This window comes from Escherichia sp. HH41S, from assembly GCF_009820115.1.
Taxonomy (GTDB): Bacteria; Pseudomonadota; Gammaproteobacteria; order Enterobacterales; family Enterobacteriaceae; genus Escherichia; species Escherichia coli_F.
The window spans coordinates 20,481-40,323 of sequence record NZ_VNXE01000009.1; the positions used below are offsets into that span (position 1 = coordinate 20,481).

Annotated in this window: 20 protein-coding genes and 1 tRNA gene; 16 read left to right on the forward strand and 5 right to left on the reverse strand. The window is 51.7% G+C overall.

Translation table 11 applies throughout. From position 1 onward, the window contains the following. The 16 genes from FQZ95_RS02730 (at position 1) to FQZ95_RS02810 (ending at position 16,155) form a co-directional block, all read left to right on the forward strand. Complete coding sequence (locus FQZ95_RS02730; protein WP_000209820.1) at positions 1–432, forward strand: carboxymuconolactone decarboxylase family protein; 432 nt, start codon at positions 1–3, stop codon at positions 430–432. Between the two features lie 208 nt (positions 433–640). Beyond that, positions 641–886, forward strand: coding sequence for a glutaredoxin-like protein NrdH (gene nrdH, locus FQZ95_RS02735; RefSeq protein ID WP_001220162.1), 246 nt, complete (start codon positions 641–643; stop codon positions 884–886). Further along, on the forward strand, positions 883–1,293 hold the full coding sequence (gene nrdI, locus FQZ95_RS02740) for a class Ib ribonucleoside-diphosphate reductase assembly flavoprotein NrdI (RefSeq protein ID WP_000080947.1): 411 nt from the start codon (positions 883–885) through the stop codon (positions 1,291–1,293). Before nrdH ends, nrdI begins: the two co-directional genes overlap by 4 nt. Beyond that, a complete protein-coding gene (gene nrdE / locus FQZ95_RS02745; RefSeq protein WP_160529866.1) occupies positions 1,266–3,410 on the forward strand; it encodes a class 1b ribonucleoside-diphosphate reductase subunit alpha in 2,145 nt (714 codons plus the stop codon). Before nrdI ends, nrdE begins: the two co-directional genes overlap by 28 nt. A gap of 9 nt (positions 3,411–3,419) precedes the next feature. Beyond that, on the forward strand, positions 3,420–4,379 hold the full coding sequence (gene nrdF, locus FQZ95_RS02750; RefSeq protein ID WP_000777948.1) for a class 1b ribonucleoside-diphosphate reductase subunit beta: 960 nt from the start codon (positions 3,420–3,422) through the stop codon (positions 4,377–4,379). A 355-nt stretch (positions 4,380–4,734) separates the two neighbouring features. After that, positions 4,735–5,937 (forward strand): glycine betaine/L-proline ABC transporter ATP-binding protein ProV, encoded by a 1,203-nt coding sequence (gene proV, locus FQZ95_RS02755; protein WP_000985494.1) that lies wholly within the window; start codon positions 4,735–4,737, stop codon positions 5,935–5,937. After that, the gene (gene proW, locus FQZ95_RS02760; RefSeq protein ID WP_000774978.1) at positions 5,930–6,994 is read left to right on the forward strand and encodes a glycine betaine/L-proline ABC transporter permease ProW; all 1,065 of its coding nucleotides are present in this window, start codon (positions 5,930–5,932) and stop codon (positions 6,992–6,994) included. Before proV ends, proW begins: the two co-directional genes overlap by 8 nt. Positions 6,995–7,051: 57 nt before the next feature. Continuing rightward, positions 7,052–8,044 (forward strand): glycine betaine/L-proline ABC transporter substrate-binding protein ProX, encoded by a 993-nt coding sequence (gene proX, locus FQZ95_RS02765; protein WP_001216525.1) that lies wholly within the window; start codon positions 7,052–7,054, stop codon positions 8,042–8,044. 191 nt (positions 8,045–8,235) lie between these two features. Continuing rightward, positions 8,236–9,420 (forward strand): MFS transporter, encoded by a 1,185-nt coding sequence (locus tag FQZ95_RS02770; protein ID WP_000165707.1) that lies wholly within the window; start codon positions 8,236–8,238, stop codon positions 9,418–9,420. 123 nt (positions 9,421–9,543) lie between these two features. Next, a complete protein-coding gene (gene ygaZ / locus FQZ95_RS02775; protein WP_000445658.1) occupies positions 9,544–10,281 on the forward strand; it encodes an L-valine exporter subunit YgaZ in 738 nt (245 codons plus the stop codon). Next, positions 10,271–10,606, forward strand: a complete 336-nt coding sequence (gene ygaH / locus FQZ95_RS02780) for an L-valine transporter subunit YgaH (RefSeq protein ID WP_000119749.1) — start codon at positions 10,271–10,273, stop codon at positions 10,604–10,606. The genes ygaZ and ygaH overlap by 11 nt, the downstream gene beginning before the upstream one ends. A gap of 90 nt (positions 10,607–10,696) precedes the next feature. Next, on the forward strand, positions 10,697–11,227 hold the full coding sequence (gene emrR, locus FQZ95_RS02790) for a multidrug efflux transporter EmrAB transcriptional repressor EmrR (protein ID WP_000378442.1): 531 nt from the start codon (positions 10,697–10,699) through the stop codon (positions 11,225–11,227). A gap of 126 nt (positions 11,228–11,353) precedes the next feature. Next, positions 11,354–12,526 (forward strand): multidrug efflux MFS transporter periplasmic adaptor subunit EmrA, encoded by a 1,173-nt coding sequence (gene emrA / locus FQZ95_RS02795; RefSeq protein ID WP_001295175.1) that lies wholly within the window; start codon positions 11,354–11,356, stop codon positions 12,524–12,526. 16 nt (positions 12,527–12,542) lie between these two features. Next, positions 12,543–14,081 carry a multidrug efflux MFS transporter permease subunit EmrB gene (gene emrB, locus FQZ95_RS02800; protein WP_001295176.1) on the forward strand — a complete coding sequence of 513 codons (1,539 nt, stop codon included), beginning with the start codon at positions 12,543–12,545 and terminating at the stop codon, positions 14,079–14,081. 257 nt (positions 14,082–14,338) lie between these two features. Next, complete coding sequence (locus FQZ95_RS02805; RefSeq protein ID WP_088542227.1) at positions 14,339–15,046, forward strand: RNA ligase family protein; 708 nt, start codon at positions 14,339–14,341, stop codon at positions 15,044–15,046. Further along, the gene (locus FQZ95_RS02810; protein ID WP_032184972.1) at positions 15,043–16,155 is read left to right on the forward strand and encodes an ATP-binding protein; all 1,113 of its coding nucleotides are present in this window, start codon (positions 15,043–15,045) and stop codon (positions 16,153–16,155) included. The genes FQZ95_RS02805 and FQZ95_RS02810 overlap by 4 nt, the downstream gene beginning before the upstream one ends. 44 nt (positions 16,156–16,199) lie before the next feature. On the opposite strand, the gene luxS is transcribed toward FQZ95_RS02810, so the two are convergent. From luxS to FQZ95_RS02835, 5 genes are all read right to left on the reverse strand, one after another. Next, positions 16,200–16,715 carry an S-ribosylhomocysteine lyase gene (gene luxS, locus FQZ95_RS02815; RefSeq protein ID WP_001130211.1) on the reverse strand — a complete coding sequence of 172 codons (516 nt, stop codon included), beginning with the start codon at positions 16,713–16,715 and terminating at the stop codon, positions 16,200–16,202. A 149-nt stretch (positions 16,716–16,864) separates the two neighbouring features. Then, positions 16,865–18,421, reverse strand: a complete 1,557-nt coding sequence (gene gshA, locus FQZ95_RS02820; RefSeq protein ID WP_160529867.1) for a glutamate--cysteine ligase — start codon at positions 18,419–18,421, stop codon at positions 16,865–16,867. A gap of 72 nt (positions 18,422–18,493) precedes the next feature. Further along, on the reverse strand, positions 18,494–18,922 hold the full coding sequence (locus FQZ95_RS02825) for a YqaA family protein (protein ID WP_001287462.1): 429 nt from the start codon (positions 18,920–18,922) through the stop codon (positions 18,494–18,496). Next, a complete protein-coding gene (gene yqaB / locus FQZ95_RS02830; protein WP_032184973.1) occupies positions 18,919–19,485 on the reverse strand; it encodes a fructose-1-phosphate/6-phosphogluconate phosphatase in 567 nt (188 codons plus the stop codon). Before yqaB ends, FQZ95_RS02825 begins: the two co-directional genes overlap by 4 nt. A gap of 280 nt (positions 19,486–19,765) precedes the next feature. Then, positions 19,766–19,842: transfer RNA gene (locus FQZ95_RS02835), tRNA-Arg, on the reverse strand. Position 19,843: the final 1 nt, after the last annotated feature.

Sequence of the window (19,843 nt, forward strand, 5' to 3'; positions counted from 1 at the left end):
ATGACTACATTACGTCAGCCTTACTACGAACTTAGCCCAACGGTATATAACGCGCTGGTGCAGGCCAAAACGGCGCTGGAAAATAGCACGCTGGAAACTACGCTGATGGAGTTAGTTTATTTGCGCGTCTCGCAAATCAATGGTTGCGCATTTTGTCTGGAGATGCACAGCAAAGCATTACGCAAATCCGGTGTGCCGCAGCATAAGCTGGATGCCCTGGCAGGCTGGCGCGTAAGCCATCATTTTGACGATCGCGAGCGGGCGGCGCTGGCATGGGCGGAATCGGTGACCGATATTGCCCGAACCCATGCGGAGGACGACGTTTATCAGCCTTTGCTTGAGCATTTCAGCGCAGCAGAAATCAGCGACTTAACATTTGCCATCGGGCTGATGAATTGCTTTAACCGCCTGGCCGTTTCCATGCGGATGTAACTTCCTGATGCCGGGCAATCGCCCGGCAAAAAAACACAAAATCCCCTACCCCGTTGAGCCATTCATCGGTGGTGTAATCAATCTAAAATTCCCATATCTTGTATGGTTGAATCTTTTTTCAACTACATCTAGTATCTCTGTATCAACAGAGAGACAACCCGACGCGTATCATCGCGCCGTATCTTCATTTTAAACGGAAATACGAATCATGCGCATTATTATTTACACTCGTAACGATTGCGTTCAGTGCCACGCCACCAAACGGGCGATGGAAAACCGGGGCTTTGATTTTGAAATGATTAATGTCGATCGCGTTCCTGAAGCGGCGGAAGCGTTACGTGCTCAGGGCTTTCGTCAGTTGCCGGTAGTGATTGCAGGCGATCTTAGCTGGTCTGGTTTCCGCCCGGACATGATCAATCGTCTGCATCCAGCGCCACACGCGGCCAGTGCATGAGCCAACTCGTCTACTTTTCCAGCAGCTCCGAAAATACGCAGCGTTTTATCGAACGTTTAGGACTGCCCGCGGTGCGCATCCCGCTCAATGAGCGGGAACGGATTCAGGTAGACGAGCCTTACATCCTGATCGTGCCCTCTTACGGCGGCGGCGGTACGGCTGGCGCGGTGCCACGACAGGTAATTCGCTTTTTAAACGACGAGCACAACCGGGCGTTGCTTCGCGGCGTTATTGCTTCGGGTAATCGCAACTTTGGTGAGGCGTATGGCCGTGCCGGAGATGTGATAGCCCGGAAATGCGGCGTGCCGTGGCTGTACCGCTTTGAACTCATGGGTACGCAAAGCGATATCGAAAACGTTCGTAAAGGAGTAACCGAATTTTGGCAACGACAACCGCAGAACGCCTGACGCAGGAAACAATGGATTACCACGCCCTGAATGCGATGCTTAACCTTTACGATAGCGCAGGTCGCATTCAGTTCGATAAAGATCGCCAGGCCGTTGACGCCTTTATGGCGACGCATGTGCGTCCTAACAGTGTGACCTTCAGTAGCCAGCAGCAGCGCCTGAACTGGCTGGTCAACGAGGGTTACTATGATGAAAGCGTCCTCAACCGTTACTCTCGCGAATTTGTCATTACGCTATTTGCCCACGTACACGCCAGCGGTTTTCGTTTTCAGACATTCCTCGGAGCATGGAAGTTTTACACCAGCTATACGTTGAAGACATTCGACGGTAAGCGTTATCTGGAAGATTTTGCCGATCGAGTCACGATGGTGGCGCTGACGCTGGCACAAGGCGATAAAACACTGGCGACGCAACTGACCGATGAGATGCTGTCAGGACGCTTTCAGCCTGCAACACCGACATTCCTCAACTGTGGTAAGCAGCAGCGCGGCGAACTGGTTTCCTGTTTTTTGCTGCGTATTGAAGACAATATGGAGTCGATTGGCCGGGCGGTAAATTCCGCACTACAACTGTCGAAACGCGGCGGCGGCGTGGCATTTTTGCTGTCGAATCTGCGGGAAGCGGGCGCGCCAATTAAACGTATTGAAAATCAATCTTCTGGCGTGATTCCGGTGATGAAAATGCTGGAAGACGCATTTTCCTATGCCAACCAGCTCGGCGCGCGTCAGGGTGCTGGCGCAGTCTATTTACATGCCCATCATCCCGATATACTGCGTTTTCTCGATACAAAGCGGGAAAATGCCGACGAGAAAATCCGCATTAAAACACTGTCGCTGGGCGTGGTTATCCCGGATATCACCTTCCATCTGGCAAAAGAGAATGCGCAGATGGCACTGTTTTCGCCCTATGACGTTGAGCGTGTTTATGGCAAGCCGTTTGCCGATATCGCCATCAGTGAACACTATGACGAACTGGTTGCCGATGAGCGAATCCGCAAAAAATACATCAACGCCCGTGATTTCTTCCAGCGACTGGCAGAAATCCAGTTTGAGTCCGGCTATCCCTACATCATGTATGAAGACACGGTTAACCGTGCTAACCCTATCGCCGGGCGCATAAATATGAGCAATCTCTGCTCAGAAATTTTGCAGGTTAACAGCGCCTCAGAGTATGACGAGAATCTCGACTATGCCCGCACAGGCCATGATATTTCCTGCAATTTAGGTTCGTTGAATATTGCCCACACCATGGATTCCCCCGACTTTGCCCGCACGGTAGAGATCGCCGTACGCGGTTTAACTGCGGTGTCAGATATGAGTCATATTCGCAGCGTGCCGTCCATCGAAGCCGGAAATGCCGCCTCACACGCTATCGGTCTGGGGCAGATGAATTTACACGGTTATCTGGCGCGAGAAGGCATCGCCTATGGTTCGCCGGAAGCACTGGATTTCACCAATCTCTATTTCTACACCATCACCTGGCACGCGCTGCGTACCTCAATGTTGCTGGCGCGCGAACGCGGTGAAACCTTCGCCGGGTTCAAACAGTCACACTATGCCAGCGGTGAATATTTTAGCCAATATCTGCAAGGTAACTGGCAACCGAAAACGGCGAAAGTTGGCGAGTTGTTTGCTCGTAGCAGCATCACGTTACCTACCCGCGAAATGTGGGCGCAACTGCGCGACGACGTGATGCGCTATGGCATATACAACCAAAATCTCCAGGCGGTGCCGCCAACCGGTTCCATCTCTTATATCAACCATGCCACGTCGAGTATTCATCCGATTGTGGCGAAAGTAGAGATACGCAAAGAGGGCAAAACAGGACGCGTTTACTACCCTGCCCCGTTTATGACTAACGAGAATCTGGCGCTGTATCAGGACGCTTACGAAATCGGCGCAGAAAAGATCATCGACACCTACGCCGAAGCGACTCGCCATGTCGATCAGGGACTGTCGCTGACGCTGTTTTTCCCTGATACCGCCACCACTCGCGATATCAACAAAGCGCAGATTTATGCCTGGCGTAAAGGTATCAAAACGCTCTACTACATCCGCCTGCGTCAGATGGCGCTGGAAGGTACTGAAATTGAAGGCTGCGTCTCCTGCGCGCTTTAAGGAATATCTATGAAACTCTCACGTATCAGCGCCATCAACTGGAATAAGATATCTGACGATAAAGATCTGGAGGTGTGGAACCGCCTGACCAGCAATTTCTGGCTACCAGAAAAGGTGCCACTGTCGAACGATATTCCCGCCTGGCAGACATTAAGTGTCGTAGAACAACAACTGACGATGCGCGTTTTTACTGGCCTGACGCTGCTCGACACGCTGCAAAATGTTATCGGCGCACCTTCGCTGATGCCCGATGCGCTCACGCCCCATGAAGAGGCGGTTTTATCGAATATCAGCTTTATGGAAGCGGTTCATGCCCGCTCTTACAGTTCGATTTTCTCGACGCTGTGCCAGACCAAAGATGTCGATGCCGCCTACGCCTGGAGTGAAGAAAACGCGCCGTTGCAGCGAAAAGCACAGATTATTCAGCAACATTATCGCGGTGATAATCCGCTGAAAAAGAAAATCGCCAGTGTGTTTCTTGAATCATTTTTGTTCTATTCCGGTTTCTGGCTGCCGATGTATTTTTCCAGCCGCGGAAAGCTGACCAATACCGCAGACCTGATCCGTCTGATTATCCGCGATGAAGCAGTGCACGGTTATTACATCGGCTATAAATATCAGAAAAACCTTGAAAAGATCTCCATGGCACAACGTGAAGAGTTGAAGAGTTTCGCCTTCGATTTGCTACTGGAACTCTATGACAACGAGTTGCAATACACCGATGAGCTGTACGCCGAAACCCCGTGGGCTGACGATGTGAAAGCGTTTCTCTGTTACAACGCCAATAAGGCGTTGATGAATCTGGGCTACGAACCGTTATTTCCCGCAGAAATGGCGGAAGTGAATCCGGCAATCCTCGCCGCGCTTTCGCCGAATGCCGATGAAAATCACGATTTCTTTTCCGGTTCAGGCTCTTCATATGTGATGGGAAAAGCGGTCGAAACAGAAGATGAAGACTGGAATTTCTGAGTGTGTTATTTTCAAAAATATCACCAACCACAGTAGGGAAATAATTCCTGCCAAATAGCTTTTTATCACGCAAATATTTTGTGGTGATCTACACTGATACTCTGTTGCATTATTCGCCTGAAACCACAATATTCAGGCGTTTTTTCGCTATCTATGACAAAAAATATCAACTTTTCTCGATTCGCTCTCAGCCCTTATATCACGGGAAATTCCGGCGATTTGCTCGCATCAATATTCATGCCACATTTACCATCAGGGGTTGCCTCAGATTCTCAGTATGTTAGGGTAGAAAAAAGTGACTATTTCCATTGGGTAATGTATCGACATAAACAAATAACAGGAATCTTTCTATTGCATGGCAATTAAATTAGAAATTAAAAATCTCTATAAAATATTTGGCGAGCATCCTCAGCGAGCGTTCAAATATATCGAACAAGGACTTTCAAAAGAACAAATTCTGGAAAAAACCGGGCTATCGCTTGGCGTAAAAGACGCCAGTCTGGCCATTGAAGAAGGCGAGATATTTGTCATCATGGGATTATCCGGTTCGGGTAAATCCACAATGGTACGCCTTCTCAATCGCCTGATTGAACCCACCCGCGGGCAAGTGCTGATTGATGGTGTGGATATTGCCAAAATATCCGACGCCGAACTCCGTGAGGTGCGCAGAAAAAAGATTGCGATGGTCTTCCAGTCCTTTGCCTTAATGCCGCATATGACCGTGCTGGACAATACTGCATTCGGTATGGAATTGGCCGGAATTAATGCCGAAGAACGTCGGGAAAAAGCCCTTGATGCACTGCGTCAGGTCGGGCTGGAAAATTATGCCCATAGCTACCCGGACGAGCTCTCTGGTGGGATGCGTCAACGCGTCGGATTAGCACGCGCATTAGCAATTAATCCGGATATATTATTAATGGACGAAGCCTTCTCGGCGCTTGATCCATTAATTCGCACTGAGATGCAGGATGAGCTGGTAAAATTACAGGCGAAACATCAACGTACCATTGTCTTTATTTCTCACGATCTCGACGAAGCTATGCGTATTGGCGACCGAATTGCCATTATGCAAAATGGTGAAGTGGTGCAGGTTGGCACACCGGATGAAATTCTCAATAATCCGGCGAATGATTATGTCCGTACCTTCTTCCGTGGCGTTGATATTAGTCAGGTATTCAGTGCGAAAGATATTGCCCGTCGGACACCGAATGGCTTAATTCGTAAAACCCCTGGCTTCGGCCCACGTTCGGCATTGAAATTATTGCAGGATGAAGACCGCGAATATGGCTACGTTATCGAACGCGGTAATAAGTTTGTCGGCGCTGTGTCTATCGATTCGCTTAAAACCGCGTTAACGCAGCAGCAAGGTCTTGATGCGGCGCTGATTGATGCACCATTAGCAGTCGATGCGCAAACGCCTCTTAGCGAGTTGCTCTCTCATGTCGGACAAGCGCCCTGTGCGGTGCCCGTGGTCGACGAGGACCAACAGTATGTCGGCATCATTTCGAAAGGAATGCTGCTGCGCGCTTTAGATCGTGAGGGGGTAAATAATGGCTGATCAAAATAATCCGTGGGATACCACGCCAGCGGCGGACAGTGCTGCACAATCCGCAGACGCCTGGGGTACACCGGCGACTGCACCGACTGACGGCGGTGGCGCTGACTGGCTGACCAGTACGCCTGCGCCAAATGTCGAACATTTTAATATTCTCGATCCGTTCCATAAAACGCTGATCCCGCTCGACAGTTGGGTCACTGAAGGGATCGACTGGGTCGTTACCCATTTTCGTCCCGTCTTTCAGGGCGTGCGCGTTCCGGTCGATTACATCCTCAACGGTTTCCAGCAATTGCTGCTGGGTATGCCCGCGCCGGTGGCGATTATCGTTTTCGCTCTCATCGCCTGGCAGATTTCCGGGGTCGGAATGGGCGTGGCGACGCTGGTTTCGCTGATTGCCATCGGCGCAATCGGTGCCTGGTCGCAGGCCATGGTTACCCTGGCGCTGGTGTTAACCGCCCTGCTGTTCTGTATCGTCATAGGTTTGCCGTTGGGGATCTGGCTCGCGAGAAGTCCGCGAGCGGCGAAAATTATTCGTCCACTGCTTGATGCCATGCAGACCACGCCAGCGTTTGTTTATCTGGTGCCAATCGTCATGCTGTTTGGTATCGGCAACGTGCCGGGCGTAGTGGTGACTATAATCTTTGCTCTGCCGCCGATTATCCGTCTGACGATTCTTGGTATTAATCAGGTTCCGGCGGATTTAATTGAAGCCTCGCGCTCATTCGGTGCCAGCCCGCGTCAAATGCTGTTCAAAGTTCAGTTACCGCTGGCGATGCCGACCATAATGGCGGGCGTTAACCAGACGCTGATGCTGGCCCTTTCTATGGTGGTCATCGCCTCGATGATTGCCGTCGGCGGGCTGGGTCAGATGGTACTACGCGGTATCGGTCGTCTGGATATGGGCCTTGCCACCGTTGGCGGCGTCGGGATTGTGATCCTCGCCATTATCCTCGACCGCCTGACGCAGGCCGTTGGGCGCGACTCACGCAGTCGCGGCAACCGTCGCTGGTACACCACTGGCCCTGTCGGTCTGCTGACCCGCCCATTCATTAAGTAACTCTGCACTTGCCCGGTGACGCCGGGCATTATCACCCTGCCAAAAAAAGGAATAACAATGCGACATAGCGTACTTTTTGCGACAGCGTTTGCCACGCTTATCTCTACACAAACTTTTGCTGCCGACCTGCCGGGCAAAGGCATTACTGTTAATCCGGTTCAGAGCACCATCACCGAAGAAACTTTCCAGACGCTGCTGGTCAGCCGCGCGCTGGAGAAATTAGGTTATACCGTCAATAAACCCAGCGAAGTGGATTACAACGTTGGCTACACCTCACTTGCTTCCGGCGATGCAACCTTCACCGCCGTGAACTGGACGCCGCTGCATGACAACATGTACGAAGCTGCCGGTGGCGATAAGAAATTTTATCGTGAAGGGGTATTCGTTAACGGCGCGGCACAGGGTTACCTGATCGATAAGAAAACCGCCGACCAGTACAAAATCACCAACATCGCGCAACTGAAAGATCCGAAGATCGCCAAACTGTTCGATACCAACGGCGACGGTAAAGCAGATTTAACCGGTTGTAACCCAGGCTGGGGCTGCGAAGGTGCGATCAACCACCAGCTTGCAGCGTATGAACTGACCAATACCGTGACGCATAATCAGGGGAACTACGCAGCGATGATGGCTGACACCATCAGTCGTTACAAAGAGGGTAAGCCGGTGTTTTACTACACCTGGACGCCGTACTGGGTGAGTAACGAACTGAAGCCGGGCAAAGATGTCGTCTGGTTGCAGGTGCCGTTCTCCGCACTGCCGGGCGATAAAAACGCCGACACTAAACTGCCGAATGGTGCGAATTATGGCTTCCCGGTCAGCACCATGCATATCGTTGCCAACAAAGCCTGGGCCGAGAAAAACCCGGCGGCAGCCAAACTATTTGCCATTATGCAGTTGCCGGTGGCAGACATTAACGCCCAGAACGCCATCATGCATGACGGCAAAGCCTCAGAAGGCGATATCCAGGGCCACGTTGATGGCTGGATCAAAGCCCACCAGCAGCAGTTCGATGGCTGGGTGAATGAGGCGCTGGCAGCGCAGAAGTAATTTTTATTCGGGCGGATAAGGCGCTTTTGCCTCATCCGCCGCTCTGTACACAATGCCTGATGCGACGCGGCCGCGTCTTATCATGCCTGCAAACCACACCGCACATTTCAACAATCTATCTTTCATCCCATATTCATCAACATCCGCTATTATTGATTTCCAGCTTAATCATCACCTGATGAACAAAAATAATGACTAAACCTAATCATGAGCTTAGCCCGGCACTGATCGTGCTGATGTCTATCGCCACCGGTCTGGCGGTAGCCAGTAACTATTACGCCCAGCCATTACTCGACACCATCGCGCGTAACTTTTCCCTTTCCGCCAGTTCGGCGGGCTTTATTGTTACCGCCGCGCAGTTGGGCTATGCCGCAGGTCTGCTGTTTCTTGTTCCCCTCGGTGATATGTTTGAACGCCGCCGCCTGATTGTCTCGATGACCTTACTGGCAGCGGGCGGTATGTTGATTACCGCCAGCAGTCAGTCGCTGGCGATGATGATCCTCGGTACGGCATTAACCGGTTTATTCTCGGTCGTGGCACAAATTCTGGTTCCGCTGGCAGCGACGCTGGCTTCACCGGACAAACGCGGCAAAGTGGTCGGCACCATTATGAGCGGGCTGCTGTTGGGGATCTTGCTGGCACGAACCGTTGCCGGGTTGCTGGCAAACCTCGGCGGCTGGCGCACCGTCTTTTGGGTTGCCTCGGTGTTAATGGCACTGATGGCGCTGGCATTATGGCGTGGTCTGCCACAAATGAAATCAGAAACCCACCTCAACTACCCACAGTTGCTTGGTTCCGTTTTCAGCATGTTTATCAGCGATAAAATTCTGCGCACCCGCGCGTTGCTGGGCTGCCTGACCTTTGCCAACTTCAGCATTCTCTGGACCTCAATGGCCTTTTTGCTCGCCGCTCCGCCTTTTAATTACAGCGATGGCGTAATTGGTCTGTTTGGACTCGCGGGAGCTGCCGGAGCGTTGGGCGCTCGTCCGGCGGGCGGTTTTGCCGATAAGGGCAAATCACACCTCACCACAACTTTCGGCCTGCTGCTGCTGTTACTTTCATGGCTGGCTATCTGGTTTGGACACACTTCCGTACTGGCCTTGATTATCGGCATCCTGGTGCTGGATCTCACCGTGCAGGGCGTGCATATCACTAACCAGACGGTAATTTATCGAATACACCCTGATGCGCGTAATCGCCTGACCGCAGGTTACATGACCAGCTACTTCATTGGCGGTGCCGCCGGTTCGCTAATTTCAGCCTCAGCCTGGCAACATGGCGGTTGGGCTGGCGTTTGTCTGGCTGGCGCGACGATTGCCCTGGTTAACTTACTGGTCTGGTGGCGAGGTTTTCATCGTCAGGAAGCCGCAATTTAAGCAATCAGCAACCGTTTTCGTGGCTTTACACTTATAAGGGTGTTAAGAAGCCCATCAGTCTGATAAGGTTAAGATATTCATTCAGTCTATTTATAATATTAACAATCGTTAAGCGTACACTCTATGGAAAGCCCTACTCCACAGCCTGCTCCTGGTTCGGCGACCTTCATGGAAGGATGCAAAGACAGTTTACCGATTGTTATTAGTTATATTCCGGTGGCCTTTGCGTTTGGTCTGAATGCGACCCGTCTGGGATTCTCTCCTCTCGAAAGCGTTTTTTTCTCCTGCATCATTTATGCAGGCGCGAGCCAGTTCGTCATTACCGCGATGCTGGCAGCCGGGAGTAGTTTGTGGGTTGCTGCACTGACCGTCATGGCAATGGATGTTCGCCATGTTTTGTATGGCCCGTCACTGCGTAGCCGTATTATTCAGCGTCTGCAAAAATCGAAAACTGCCCTGTGGGCGTTTGGCCTGACGGATGAGGTTTTTGCCGCCGCAACCGCAAAACTGGTACGCAATAATCGCCGCTGGAGCGAGAACTGGATGATCGGCATTGCCTTCAGTTCATGGTCATCGTGGGTATTTGGTACGGTAATAGGGGCATTCTCCGGCAGCGGCTTGCTGCAAGGATATCCCGCCGTTGAAGCAGCATTAGGTTTTATGCTTCCGGCACTCTTTATGAGTTTCCTGCTCGCCTCTTTCCAGCGCAAACAATCTCTTTGCGTTACCGCAGCGTTAGTTGGTGCCCTTGCAGGCGTAACGCTATTTTCTATTCCCGTCGCCATTCTGGCAGGCATTGTCTGTGGCTGCCTCACTGCGTTAATCCAGGCATTCTGGCAAGGAGCGCCCGATGAGCTATGAGGTTCTGCTGCTTGGGTTACTGGTTGGCGCGGCGAATTATTGCTTCCGCTATTTGCCGCTGCGCCTGCGTGTGGGTAATGCCCGCCCAACCAAACGTGGCGCGGTAGGTATTTTGCTCGACACCATTGGCATCGCCTCGATATGCGCTCTGCTGGTTGTCTCTACCGCACCAGAAGTGATGCACGATACACGCCGTTTCGTGCCCACTCTGGTCGGCTTCGCGGTACTGGGTGCCAGTTTCTATAAAACACGCAGCATTATCATCCCAACACTGCTTAGTGCGCTGGCCTATGGGCTCGCCTGGAAAGTGATGGCGATTATATAACCCACAAGAATCATTTTTCTAAAACAATACATTTACTTTATTTGTCACTGTCGTTACTATATCGGCTGAAATTAATGAGGTCATACCCAAATGGATAGTTCGTTTACGCCCATTGAACAAATGCTAAAATTTCGCGCCAGCCGCCACGAAGATTTTCCTTATCAGGAGATCCTTCTGACTCGTCTTTGCATGCACATGCAAAGCAAGCTGCTGGAGAACCGCAATAAAATGCTGAAGGCTCAGGGGATTAACGAGACGTTGTTTATGGCGTTGATTACGCTGGAGTCTCAGGAAAACCACAGTATTCAGCCTTCTGAATTGAGTTGTGCTCTTGGATCATCCCGTACCAACGCGACGCGTATTGCCGATGAACTGGAAAAACGCGGTTGGATCGAACGTCGTGAAAGCGATAACGATCGCCGCTGCCTGCATCTGCAATTAACGGAAAAAGGTCACGAGTTTTTGCGCGAGGTTTTACCACCGCAGCATAACTGCCTGCATCAACTCTGGTCCGCGCTCAGCACAACAGAAAAAGATCAGCTCGAGCAAATCACCCGCAAATTGCTCTCCCGTCTCGACCAGATGGAACAAGACGGTGTGGTTCTCGAAGCGATGAGCTAACGCGTCATCTCGCTCAAAAATCCAGATTTATAAAAGAAAAAATGACTGGCCAGCATCGCAACATGCTGGCCTTTTTGGCAAGCAGGTCGGCTCAGCCGATGAGTTAAGAAGATCGTGGAGAACAATATGAGCGCAAATGCGGAGACTCAAACCCCGCAGCAACCGGTAAAGAAGAGCGGCAAACGTAAGCGTCTGCTCCTCCTTCTCACCTTGCTCTTTATAATTATTGCCGTAGCGATAGGGATTTATTGGTTTTTGGTACTGCGTCATTTCGAAGAAACCGATGACGCATATGTGGCAGGGAATCAGATTCAAATTATGTCTCAGGTGTCTGGCAGCGTGACGAAAGTCTGGGCCGATAACACCGATTTTGTAAAAGAAGGCGATGTGCTGGTCACTCTCGACCCGACAGATGCTCGCCAGGCGTTTGAAAAAGCCAAAACGGCACTGGCTTCCAGCGTGCGCCAAACCCACCAGCTGATGATTAACAGCAAACAGTTGCAGGCGAATATTGAGGTGCAGAAAATCGCCCTCGCGAAAGCACAAAGCGACTACAACCGCCGTGTGCCGCTGGGCAATGCCAACCTGATTGGTCGCGAAGAGCTGCAACACGCCCGCGACGCGGTGACCAGTGCCCAGGCGCAACTGGATGTCGCCATTCAACAATACAATGCCAATCAGGCGATGATTCTGGGGACTAAACTGGAAGATCAGCCTGCCGTGCAACAGGCTGCCACCGAAGTACGTAACGCCTGGCTGGCGCTGGAGCGTACCCGTATTGTCAGTCCGATGACCGGTTATGTCTCCCGCCGCGCAGTACAGCCTGGCGCGCAAATTAGCCCAACGACGCCGCTGATGGCGGTCGTTCCAGCCACCAATATGTGGGTGGATGCCAACTTTAAAGAAACGCAGATTGCCAATATGCGCATCGGTCAGCCGGTCACCATCACCACCGATATTTACGGCGATGATGTGAAATACACCGGTAAAGTGGTTGGTCTGGATATGGGCACAGGTAGCGCGTTCTCGCTGCTTCCGGCGCAAAACGCCACCGGTAACTGGATCAAAGTCGTTCAGCGTCTGCCTGTTCGTATTGAACTGGACCAGAAACAGCTGGAGCAATACCCGCTGCGTATCGGTTTATCCACGCTGGTGAGCGTCAATACCACTAACCGTGACGGTCAGGTACTGGCAAATAAAGTACGTTCCACACCGGTCGCGGTAAGCACCGCGCGTGAAATCAGCCTGGCACCTGTCAATAAACTGATCGACGATATCGTAAAAGCTAACGCTGGCTAATCCAGAGGTGCGTGTGATGCAACAGCAAAAACCGCTGGAAGGCGCGCAACTGGTCATTATGACGATTGCGCTGTCACTAGCGACATTCATGCAGGTGCTGGACTCCACCATTGCTAACGTGGCGATCCCCACTATCGCCGGGAATCTGGGCTCATCGCTCAGCCAGGGAACGTGGGTAATCACTTCTTTCGGGGTGGCGAATGCCATCTCGATCCCGCTTACCGGCTGGCTGGCAAAGCGCGTTGGGGAAGTGAAGCTGTTCCTCTGGTCGACCATCGCCTTTGCTATTGCGTCGTGGGCGTGTGGTGTCTCCAGCAGCCTGAATATGCTGATCTTCTTCCGCGTGATTCAGGGAATTGTCGCCGGGCCGTTGATCCCGCTTTCGCAAAGTCTGTTACTGAATAACTACCCACCTGCCAAACGTTCTATCGCGCTGGCGTTGTGGTCGATGACGGTGATTGTCGCGCCTATCTGCGGGCCAATCCTCGGCGGCTATATCAGTGATAATTATCATTGGGGCTGGATATTCTTCATCAACGTACCAATTGGTGTAGCGGTGGTGTTGATGACATTGCAGACGCTGCGCGGACGCGAAACCCGTACCGAGCGTCGGCGGATTGATGCCGTGGGACTGGCGCTGCTGGTAATTGGTATCGGCAGCCTGCAGATTATGCTCGACCGGGGCAAAGAGCTGGACTGGTTCTCGTCACAGGAAATTATCATTCTCACCGTGGTAGCAGTGGTGGCTATTTGCTTCCTGATTGTCTGGGAGCTAACCGACGATAACCCGATAGTCGATCTCTCGCTGTTTAAGTCGCGAAATTTCACCATTGGCTGCTTATGTATCAGCCTCGCGTATATGCTCTACTTCGGTGCCATTGTTCTGCTGCCGCAGCTGTTGCAGGAAGTCTACGGCTACACGGCTACATGGGCGGGGCTGGCCTCTGCGCCGGTAGGGATTATTCCGGTGATCCTGTCGCCGATTATCGGCCGCTTCGCGCATAAACTGGATATGCGGCGACTGGTAACCTTCAGCTTTATCATGTATGCCGTCTGCTTCTACTGGCGTGCTTATACCTTTGAACCGGGTATGGATTTTGGCGCGTCGGCCTGGCCGCAGTTTATCCAGGGCTTCGCGGTGGCCTGCTTCTTTATGCCGCTGACCACCATTACGCTGTCCGGTTTGCCACCGGAACGACTGGCGGCGGCATCGAGTCTCTCCAACTTTACGCGAACGCTGGCGGGATCTATCGGCACGTCCATTACGACGACTATGTGGACCAACCGCGAGTCGATGCACCACGCACAGTTAACCGAGTCGGTAAACCCGTTTAACCCGAACGCTCAGGCGATGTACAGCCAACTTGAAGGGCTGGGGATGACGCAACAACAGGCATCAGGCTGGATTGCCCAGCAGATCACTAATCAGGGGCTGATTATTTCCGCCAATGAGATCTTCTGGATGTCAGCCGGGATATTCCTCGTCCTGCTGGGGCTGGTGTGGTTTGCTAAACCGCCATTTGGCGCAGGTGGCGGCGGAGGCGGTGCGCACTAAGGTTGTCAAAGGGAGCTGCGGCTCCCTTTTTATTTGCTCATTCTGTAAACGGTTGTTTTATCATCTCAAACGGTGTATCTTTTCGCCGCCCCAAACTCTTCCATTCACCATTAATCGGTTCTGAGCATTCGCTCAGGTTGTTAACTCTCTTTTTTCTTCGCCCTCGCTTTCGCGGGTGATACTCACATTTTTCTTTTAACCCCATAACTCGCACCCACGCGGGCGTACATTTATTACACACAAAATAATGGATTATTATGATTATCCAACGTAAATACGGGAGAACCTGGCATTATCCCTTCTCCCCTGGCACCACCAGCGATGACCGCATTAACGCCAGTTACTGGCAAGATATGCAGGCAATTTCGCAGTTGGTACATACTGAAAAACTCGACGGCGAAAATAACTGTCTTAATCGCTTCGGCGTGTTTGCCCGTTCCCATGCCGCGCCAACGGAATCGGCATGGACCTATAAAATTCGCCAACGCTGGCAATCGCTGAAAAACGATCTCGGCGATCTGGAGTTGTTTGGTGAAAATCTTTATGCCGTTCATTCGATTGAATATCGCGCCCTGGAGCAGGATTTTTATCTGTTTGCCGTTCGCTGCCAGGATATGTGGCTGAGCTGGGAAGAGGTGCAGTTTTACGCCGCTCTGTTTGATTTCCCCTGCGTTCCCGAAATCTCCGGCCCGCAGCCGGGGAATGATGAAAAAAGCTGGCAACGTGATTTTCTGGCGCTGACCAATGCGCGCGGCGCGTTCGATCCCTGGGATACGCAAACCGGGCAACCCTGTACGCTGGAAGGCATTGTCAGCCGGAATAGTGATGCGTTTTCCGTCGCTGACTTTTCGCATAACGTCTTCAAGTATGTACGCAAAAATCATGTCAAAACCACCGAGCACTGGAAACGCCACTGGCGACGGGCGCGGATGGCCCATGAGTTCGCTTATGGAGAACAGTCATGATTTGGCAACTTACCGACGACAAACGCTGGTCGACGCTACGCCAGCGTTTTAGCTGGGTTGAGGATATGCATAACACGCCGCAAGACCCGGAGCATCATGGTGAAGGCGACGTTGGTGTGCATACTGAAATGGTGCTGAATGCACTCGTGGCTCTGCCAGAGTTCCAGCAACTCCCCGCTCAGCAGCAGGAAATTTTATGGGCGGCGGCGTTATTGCATGACGTTGAAAAGCGCAGTACTACCGTGCAGGAAAACGGACGTATTCAGTCTCCTGGTCATGCTCGTCGGGGTGAATTGACGGCCCGACAAATTTTATGGCGCGATATCCCTACGCCGTTCGTGCTACGCGAGCAAATTGTTGCACTGGTGCGTCTGCATGGGTTACCGCTATGGTTACTGGAACGTCCGGAACCGGAGCGTTTGCTGCTCACGGCTGCAATGCGTATCGACACGCGTCTGCTCGCTTTGCTTGCTCGTGCCGATCTGCTTGGTCGCCATTGTCATGATCAGCAATCAATGCTGGAACGCATCGATCTGTTCAAGCTATTTTGCCAGGAGCAACAATGCTGGGGAAAAGTGCGTTCATTCGCTTCGGATTCCGCACGCTGGCATTACCTGACCCATGAACAAAGTTCTCCTGATTTTGTTCCCTGGGAGGCTGAATCTTTTGAGGTTATTTTGCTGTGTGGTTTACCGGGTATGGGCAAAGATCGCTTTATCAGTGAACAGTGCCAGAGAGTGAACGTTATCAGCCTTGATGATATGCGGCGGCGAATCAATGCCAGTCCGGACGACAAAACCGCCACTGGGCGTATTGTGCAACAGGCAAAAGAAGAAGCGCGCGTTTTTTTACGCCAGAAGAAGCCGTTCATCTGGAATGCAACGAACATTACCCGCCAGCTGCGTAGCCAGCTCATCTGTCTGTTTACGGCTTACGGCGCACGAGTAAAGATCGTTTATCTGGAAGTGCCATGGGCACAATGGAAGCAGCAAAATGCCAGGCGCGAGTATGCCGTTCCTGAAGCGGTCGTGATGCGGATGGCCTCAAGGCTGGAAGTTCCTCAACCTGATGAAGCACATAGCGTGGAATATCGGGTGACTGACAGGTAATAAAAACCGGGCGGTGATATCACCTGCCCGGCCTCTTCAATTGACTAGATGTGCAATTCCTGCAACTTCTCTTTTGGCAGTGCCAGTTCTTCATTACTGTTAATGCGTACATCGCGCTCCAGAATGCTACGCGCAATATCCTGCGCTTCCTGCAACGAGTGCATCTGGTAAGTGCCACACTGGTAGACGTTCAGTTCCGGGATCTGATTCTGATCCTGCACTTTCAGCACGTCCTCCATTGCCGCTTTCCAGGCATCAGCGACACGCTGCTCATCTGGCGTACCAATCAGACTCATATAAAAACCGGTGCGGCAGCCCATTGGCGAGATATCGATAATCTCAACGCCATTACCGTTAAGATGGTTACGCATAAAACCAGCAAACAGGTGCTCCAGGGTATGGATCCCTCTTTCTGGCATCACTTCTTTGTTCGGCACGCAGAAGCGCAGATCGAACACGGTGATTGCGTCGCCATGCGGGGTGTTCATTGTTTTCGCCACCCGAACTGCAGGCGCTTCCATCCGGGTATGATCGACTGTGAAGCTATCTAACAACGGCATTTAGCCACCTCCGGTAATTTTTTTAAAAATTTTCTGAACTCTTTCTTCCCAGGCGAGTCTGAGTATATGAAAGACGCGCATTTGTTATCATCATCCCTGAATTCAGAGATGAAATTTTGGCCACTCACGAGTGGCCTTTTTCTTTTCTGTCAGGCGTGTTTTTCCAGCCACACCGCAAACGGTTCGGTATCAGCGGCTTCCATTTCCTGCTGACGGCGTACAGACGCCTCGCGCTCGGCTACAAAATCCTCTTCACGCAGAATTTCCAGCGGCTCTTCACGCAGCAGATTACGGTACGCTTCAGCAAACGCTTTACCTGTTCCGCCAATACCAGTATCAATCATAGACCTTAAGATACGGGCAGAGAAAGTCAGATCGGGATTATCGAAGCAGGCGACCAGTTCATCACACACTTTCTGGTACGCTTCGCCGCCGTTAATGCTATCCAGCGTTTGCGCCACGCGTTTCAGATCGCGGAACAAATCTTTCCCCACCTGCGGCAACGGGAACTGCGCGGTTTCGCAGCCGATACCCAGCGTCAGGCCCGGTTTGCGACCTTCGAGGATCACCCGGTTCCAGTTAACGCGTGTACAGGCAAGTTCGCTACTGCTCATTTCCGGTGCATCAGCCAGCGCACACCAGACCATAAACAGGTCGAGGAATCGCACCTGTTGTTCATCTACACCAATCGGCGAGAACGGGTTGATGTCCAGCGAACGCACTTCAATATATTCAATGCCGCCACGTAACAGTGCATCAGAAGGCGACTCGCCGCTGCGGGTAACGCGTTTTGGACGAATCGGCGCGTACAGTTCGTTTTCAATCTGCAGCACATTGCTGTTGATTTGCAACCGCTTACCGTCTTTCTCAATACCAATCTTTGCGTACTCTTCCGATGGCGTTTTGATTGCCTGTTTAAGGCCCGCTACGTACTCGTAGAGATCGTTAAAGGTGATACCAAGATTGCTTTGCGATTTGTTGGTATAGCCAAGATCGCTCAAACGAAGAGAGGTCGCATACGGCAGGTAATACATACCGCACTCGGTTTTCTCAAACGGCAGCGACGTTGGTTTTCCTTGCAGGAAAGAAGAACAAATCGCCGGAGACGCGCCAAACAGATAAGGAATGACCCAACCGAAACGATAGTAATTGCGAACAACGCGGAAATAGCCCGCAGAAATTTTCTCTTTGGCATCAGCGCCCGAGATATCGCCGCACTTCGCTTGCCAGAATGCCATGGGCAAAGAGAAATTGTAGTGCACGCCGGAAATGGTTTGCATCAGCGCGCCGTAGCGATTTTTCAGCCCTTCACGGTACAGCGTTTTGAAGCGTCCGGTGTTAGAAGTGCCGTACTGTGCCAGTTCGATGTCCTGACCTTCTGCGATGTAGCATGGCATACTTAACGGCCACATCCGCTCATCGCCCATATTGCGCGCCGTATAACGATGCAGATCGCGCATAAAGGTCAGCATATGTTCAATATCACCATCCACTGGTGTAATGAATTCCAGCAATGCTTCCGCAAAATCGGTAGTAATCCATTTGTGCGTCAGTGCGGAACCTAATGCTTCAGGATGACCTGTTGTTGCCAGTGTGCCATCAGCATTAACACGCAAAGTTTCGCGCTCCAGCCCACGCTGTATCCCCTTTAACGCCTGAGGATGTTTTTCCAGCCAGGCCAGCGCCTGTGATACGTCCGGGATCAAATTGACCTCCCGCCTGTCAAAATCGTTTTAATTAGCATAACTGTAATGGTGACCATGTGTGCAGGCCTACAATTAGTGCCACCACATCATGCCCTGAACGGTCGCTGCTGCAACTGCAACATAGCGTAACGCTTTACCAAGGCACAAAAAAAAGATTACTGGCCCCCAGGAGATGCGCATCCATCCCGCTAACAGACACAGTAAATCGCCAACCACGGGCATCCAGCTTAATAATAGCGTGACTGCACCATAGCGTTTCAGCCAGCCGGTAGCTTTCTCTTGCCAGCGCGATGTTTTACGCAATGGAAAGAAACGCCCAAGGATAACGTTAGTTAACCCTCCAAGGCTATTACCCATTGTTGCTGTTAAAACTAAAACCCAGGGATGACTTACCCCGGAAAGCAACATTGCAACCAGCACGACTTCGGAATTACCGGGTAATAGTGTAGCGCTGAGGAAACTACTGGCAAACAACGAGAAAAGCGATAAAGCTTCACTCACAGCAAGCGAACATCCACAGCGTCCATGCCTGCAGCACGGGCCGCCTGAATACCGAAATCAGCATCTTCAAAGACCACACACTGTGTTGGTTGCACGCCCATACGCTGCGCGCACAACAAAAATGTGTCTGGCGCAGGTTTATGATGTTTGACGTGATCGGCAGCAACGACGGCGTCAAAATAACGGCGTAATCCCAGGTGCGTTAGCAGTGCCTCAGCGATGGCGCTTTCACTCCCCGTTCCTACAGCCATTGGTCGACGTCCGTGCCAGCTTTTCACCACTTCAACAAGGGGGAGTGGTTCGACGCTATCGAGCAACATGCTTCTGACTGCTTCTGTTTTTTCACGCGCCAGCGCATGCGGGTCGAGATCGGCCTGATTAAGCTCAATAATCGCCTGAGCAATGCGCCACGTGGGCGAGCCATTAAGCGCAATCATCGCCTGAACATCGTATTGAAGACCGTAGTGCCCTAATACTTCGCGCCACGCTTTACGGTGCGTAGGCTCCGTATCCAGGATTGTGCCATCCATATCAAAAATTAAACCTGCATAACGCTCGTACATGGTCTTCTCGCAAGTCGAAAAATATGACGCTACTTTAGCGTAATTGCTTGATTTTGTCGCTGATGGCGAAGGAGAAGAATATTCAGGAAATGGATAAAATAGTTATTTAGAAATGAAATATTTTTGAAGGGGATTTTTTGCAGAAGATGGTGCATCCGGGAGGATGACTCACTGGCGTTCGCCCTTCGGGCCGTTGCTGCCGCAACGTTATCCTCCCTGGAGCAGACGGTGATTACCATCGCCTCTTCCATACCATCATCGCTGAAGATTACGGAGAATATGGTGCATCCGGGAGGATTCGAACCTCCGACCGCTCGGTTCGTAGCCGAGTACTCTATCCAGCTGAGCTACGGATGCA

Excerpts from the sequence above, each read along its gene's own strand:
- FQZ95_RS02730 (WP_000209820.1), top strand. The coding sequence starts at position 1 with ATGACTACATTACGTCAGCCTTACTACGAACTTAGCCCAACGGTATAT.
- nrdH (WP_001220162.1), top strand. The coding sequence starts at position 641 with ATGCGCATTATTATTTACACTCGTAACGATTGCGTTCAGTGCCACGCC.
- nrdI (WP_000080947.1), top strand. The coding sequence starts at position 883 with ATGAGCCAACTCGTCTACTTTTCCAGCAGCTCCGAAAATACGCAGCGT.
- nrdF (WP_000777948.1), top strand. The coding sequence starts at position 3,420 with ATGAAACTCTCACGTATCAGCGCCATCAACTGGAATAAGATATCTGAC.
- proV (WP_000985494.1), top strand. The coding sequence starts at position 4,735 with ATGGCAATTAAATTAGAAATTAAAAATCTCTATAAAATATTTGGCGAG.
- proW (WP_000774978.1), top strand. The coding sequence starts at position 5,930 with ATGGCTGATCAAAATAATCCGTGGGATACCACGCCAGCGGCGGACAGT.
- proX (WP_001216525.1), top strand. The coding sequence starts at position 7,052 with ATGCGACATAGCGTACTTTTTGCGACAGCGTTTGCCACGCTTATCTCT.
- FQZ95_RS02770 (WP_000165707.1), top strand. The coding sequence starts at position 8,236 with ATGACTAAACCTAATCATGAGCTTAGCCCGGCACTGATCGTGCTGATG.
- ygaZ (WP_000445658.1), top strand. The coding sequence starts at position 9,544 with ATGGAAAGCCCTACTCCACAGCCTGCTCCTGGTTCGGCGACCTTCATG.
- ygaH (WP_000119749.1), top strand. The coding sequence starts at position 10,271 with ATGAGCTATGAGGTTCTGCTGCTTGGGTTACTGGTTGGCGCGGCGAAT.
- emrR (WP_000378442.1), top strand. The coding sequence starts at position 10,697 with ATGGATAGTTCGTTTACGCCCATTGAACAAATGCTAAAATTTCGCGCC.
- emrA (WP_001295175.1), top strand. The coding sequence starts at position 11,354 with ATGAGCGCAAATGCGGAGACTCAAACCCCGCAGCAACCGGTAAAGAAG.
- emrB (WP_001295176.1), top strand. The coding sequence starts at position 12,543 with ATGCAACAGCAAAAACCGCTGGAAGGCGCGCAACTGGTCATTATGACG.
- FQZ95_RS02805 (WP_088542227.1), top strand. The coding sequence starts at position 14,339 with ATGATTATCCAACGTAAATACGGGAGAACCTGGCATTATCCCTTCTCC.
- FQZ95_RS02810 (WP_032184972.1), top strand. The coding sequence starts at position 15,043 with ATGATTTGGCAACTTACCGACGACAAACGCTGGTCGACGCTACGCCAG.
- luxS (WP_001130211.1), bottom strand. The coding sequence starts at position 16,715 with ATGCCGTTGTTAGATAGCTTCACAGTCGATCATACCCGGATGGAAGCG.
- yqaB (WP_032184973.1), bottom strand. The coding sequence starts at position 19,485 with ATGTACGAGCGTTATGCAGGTTTAATTTTTGATATGGATGGCACAATC.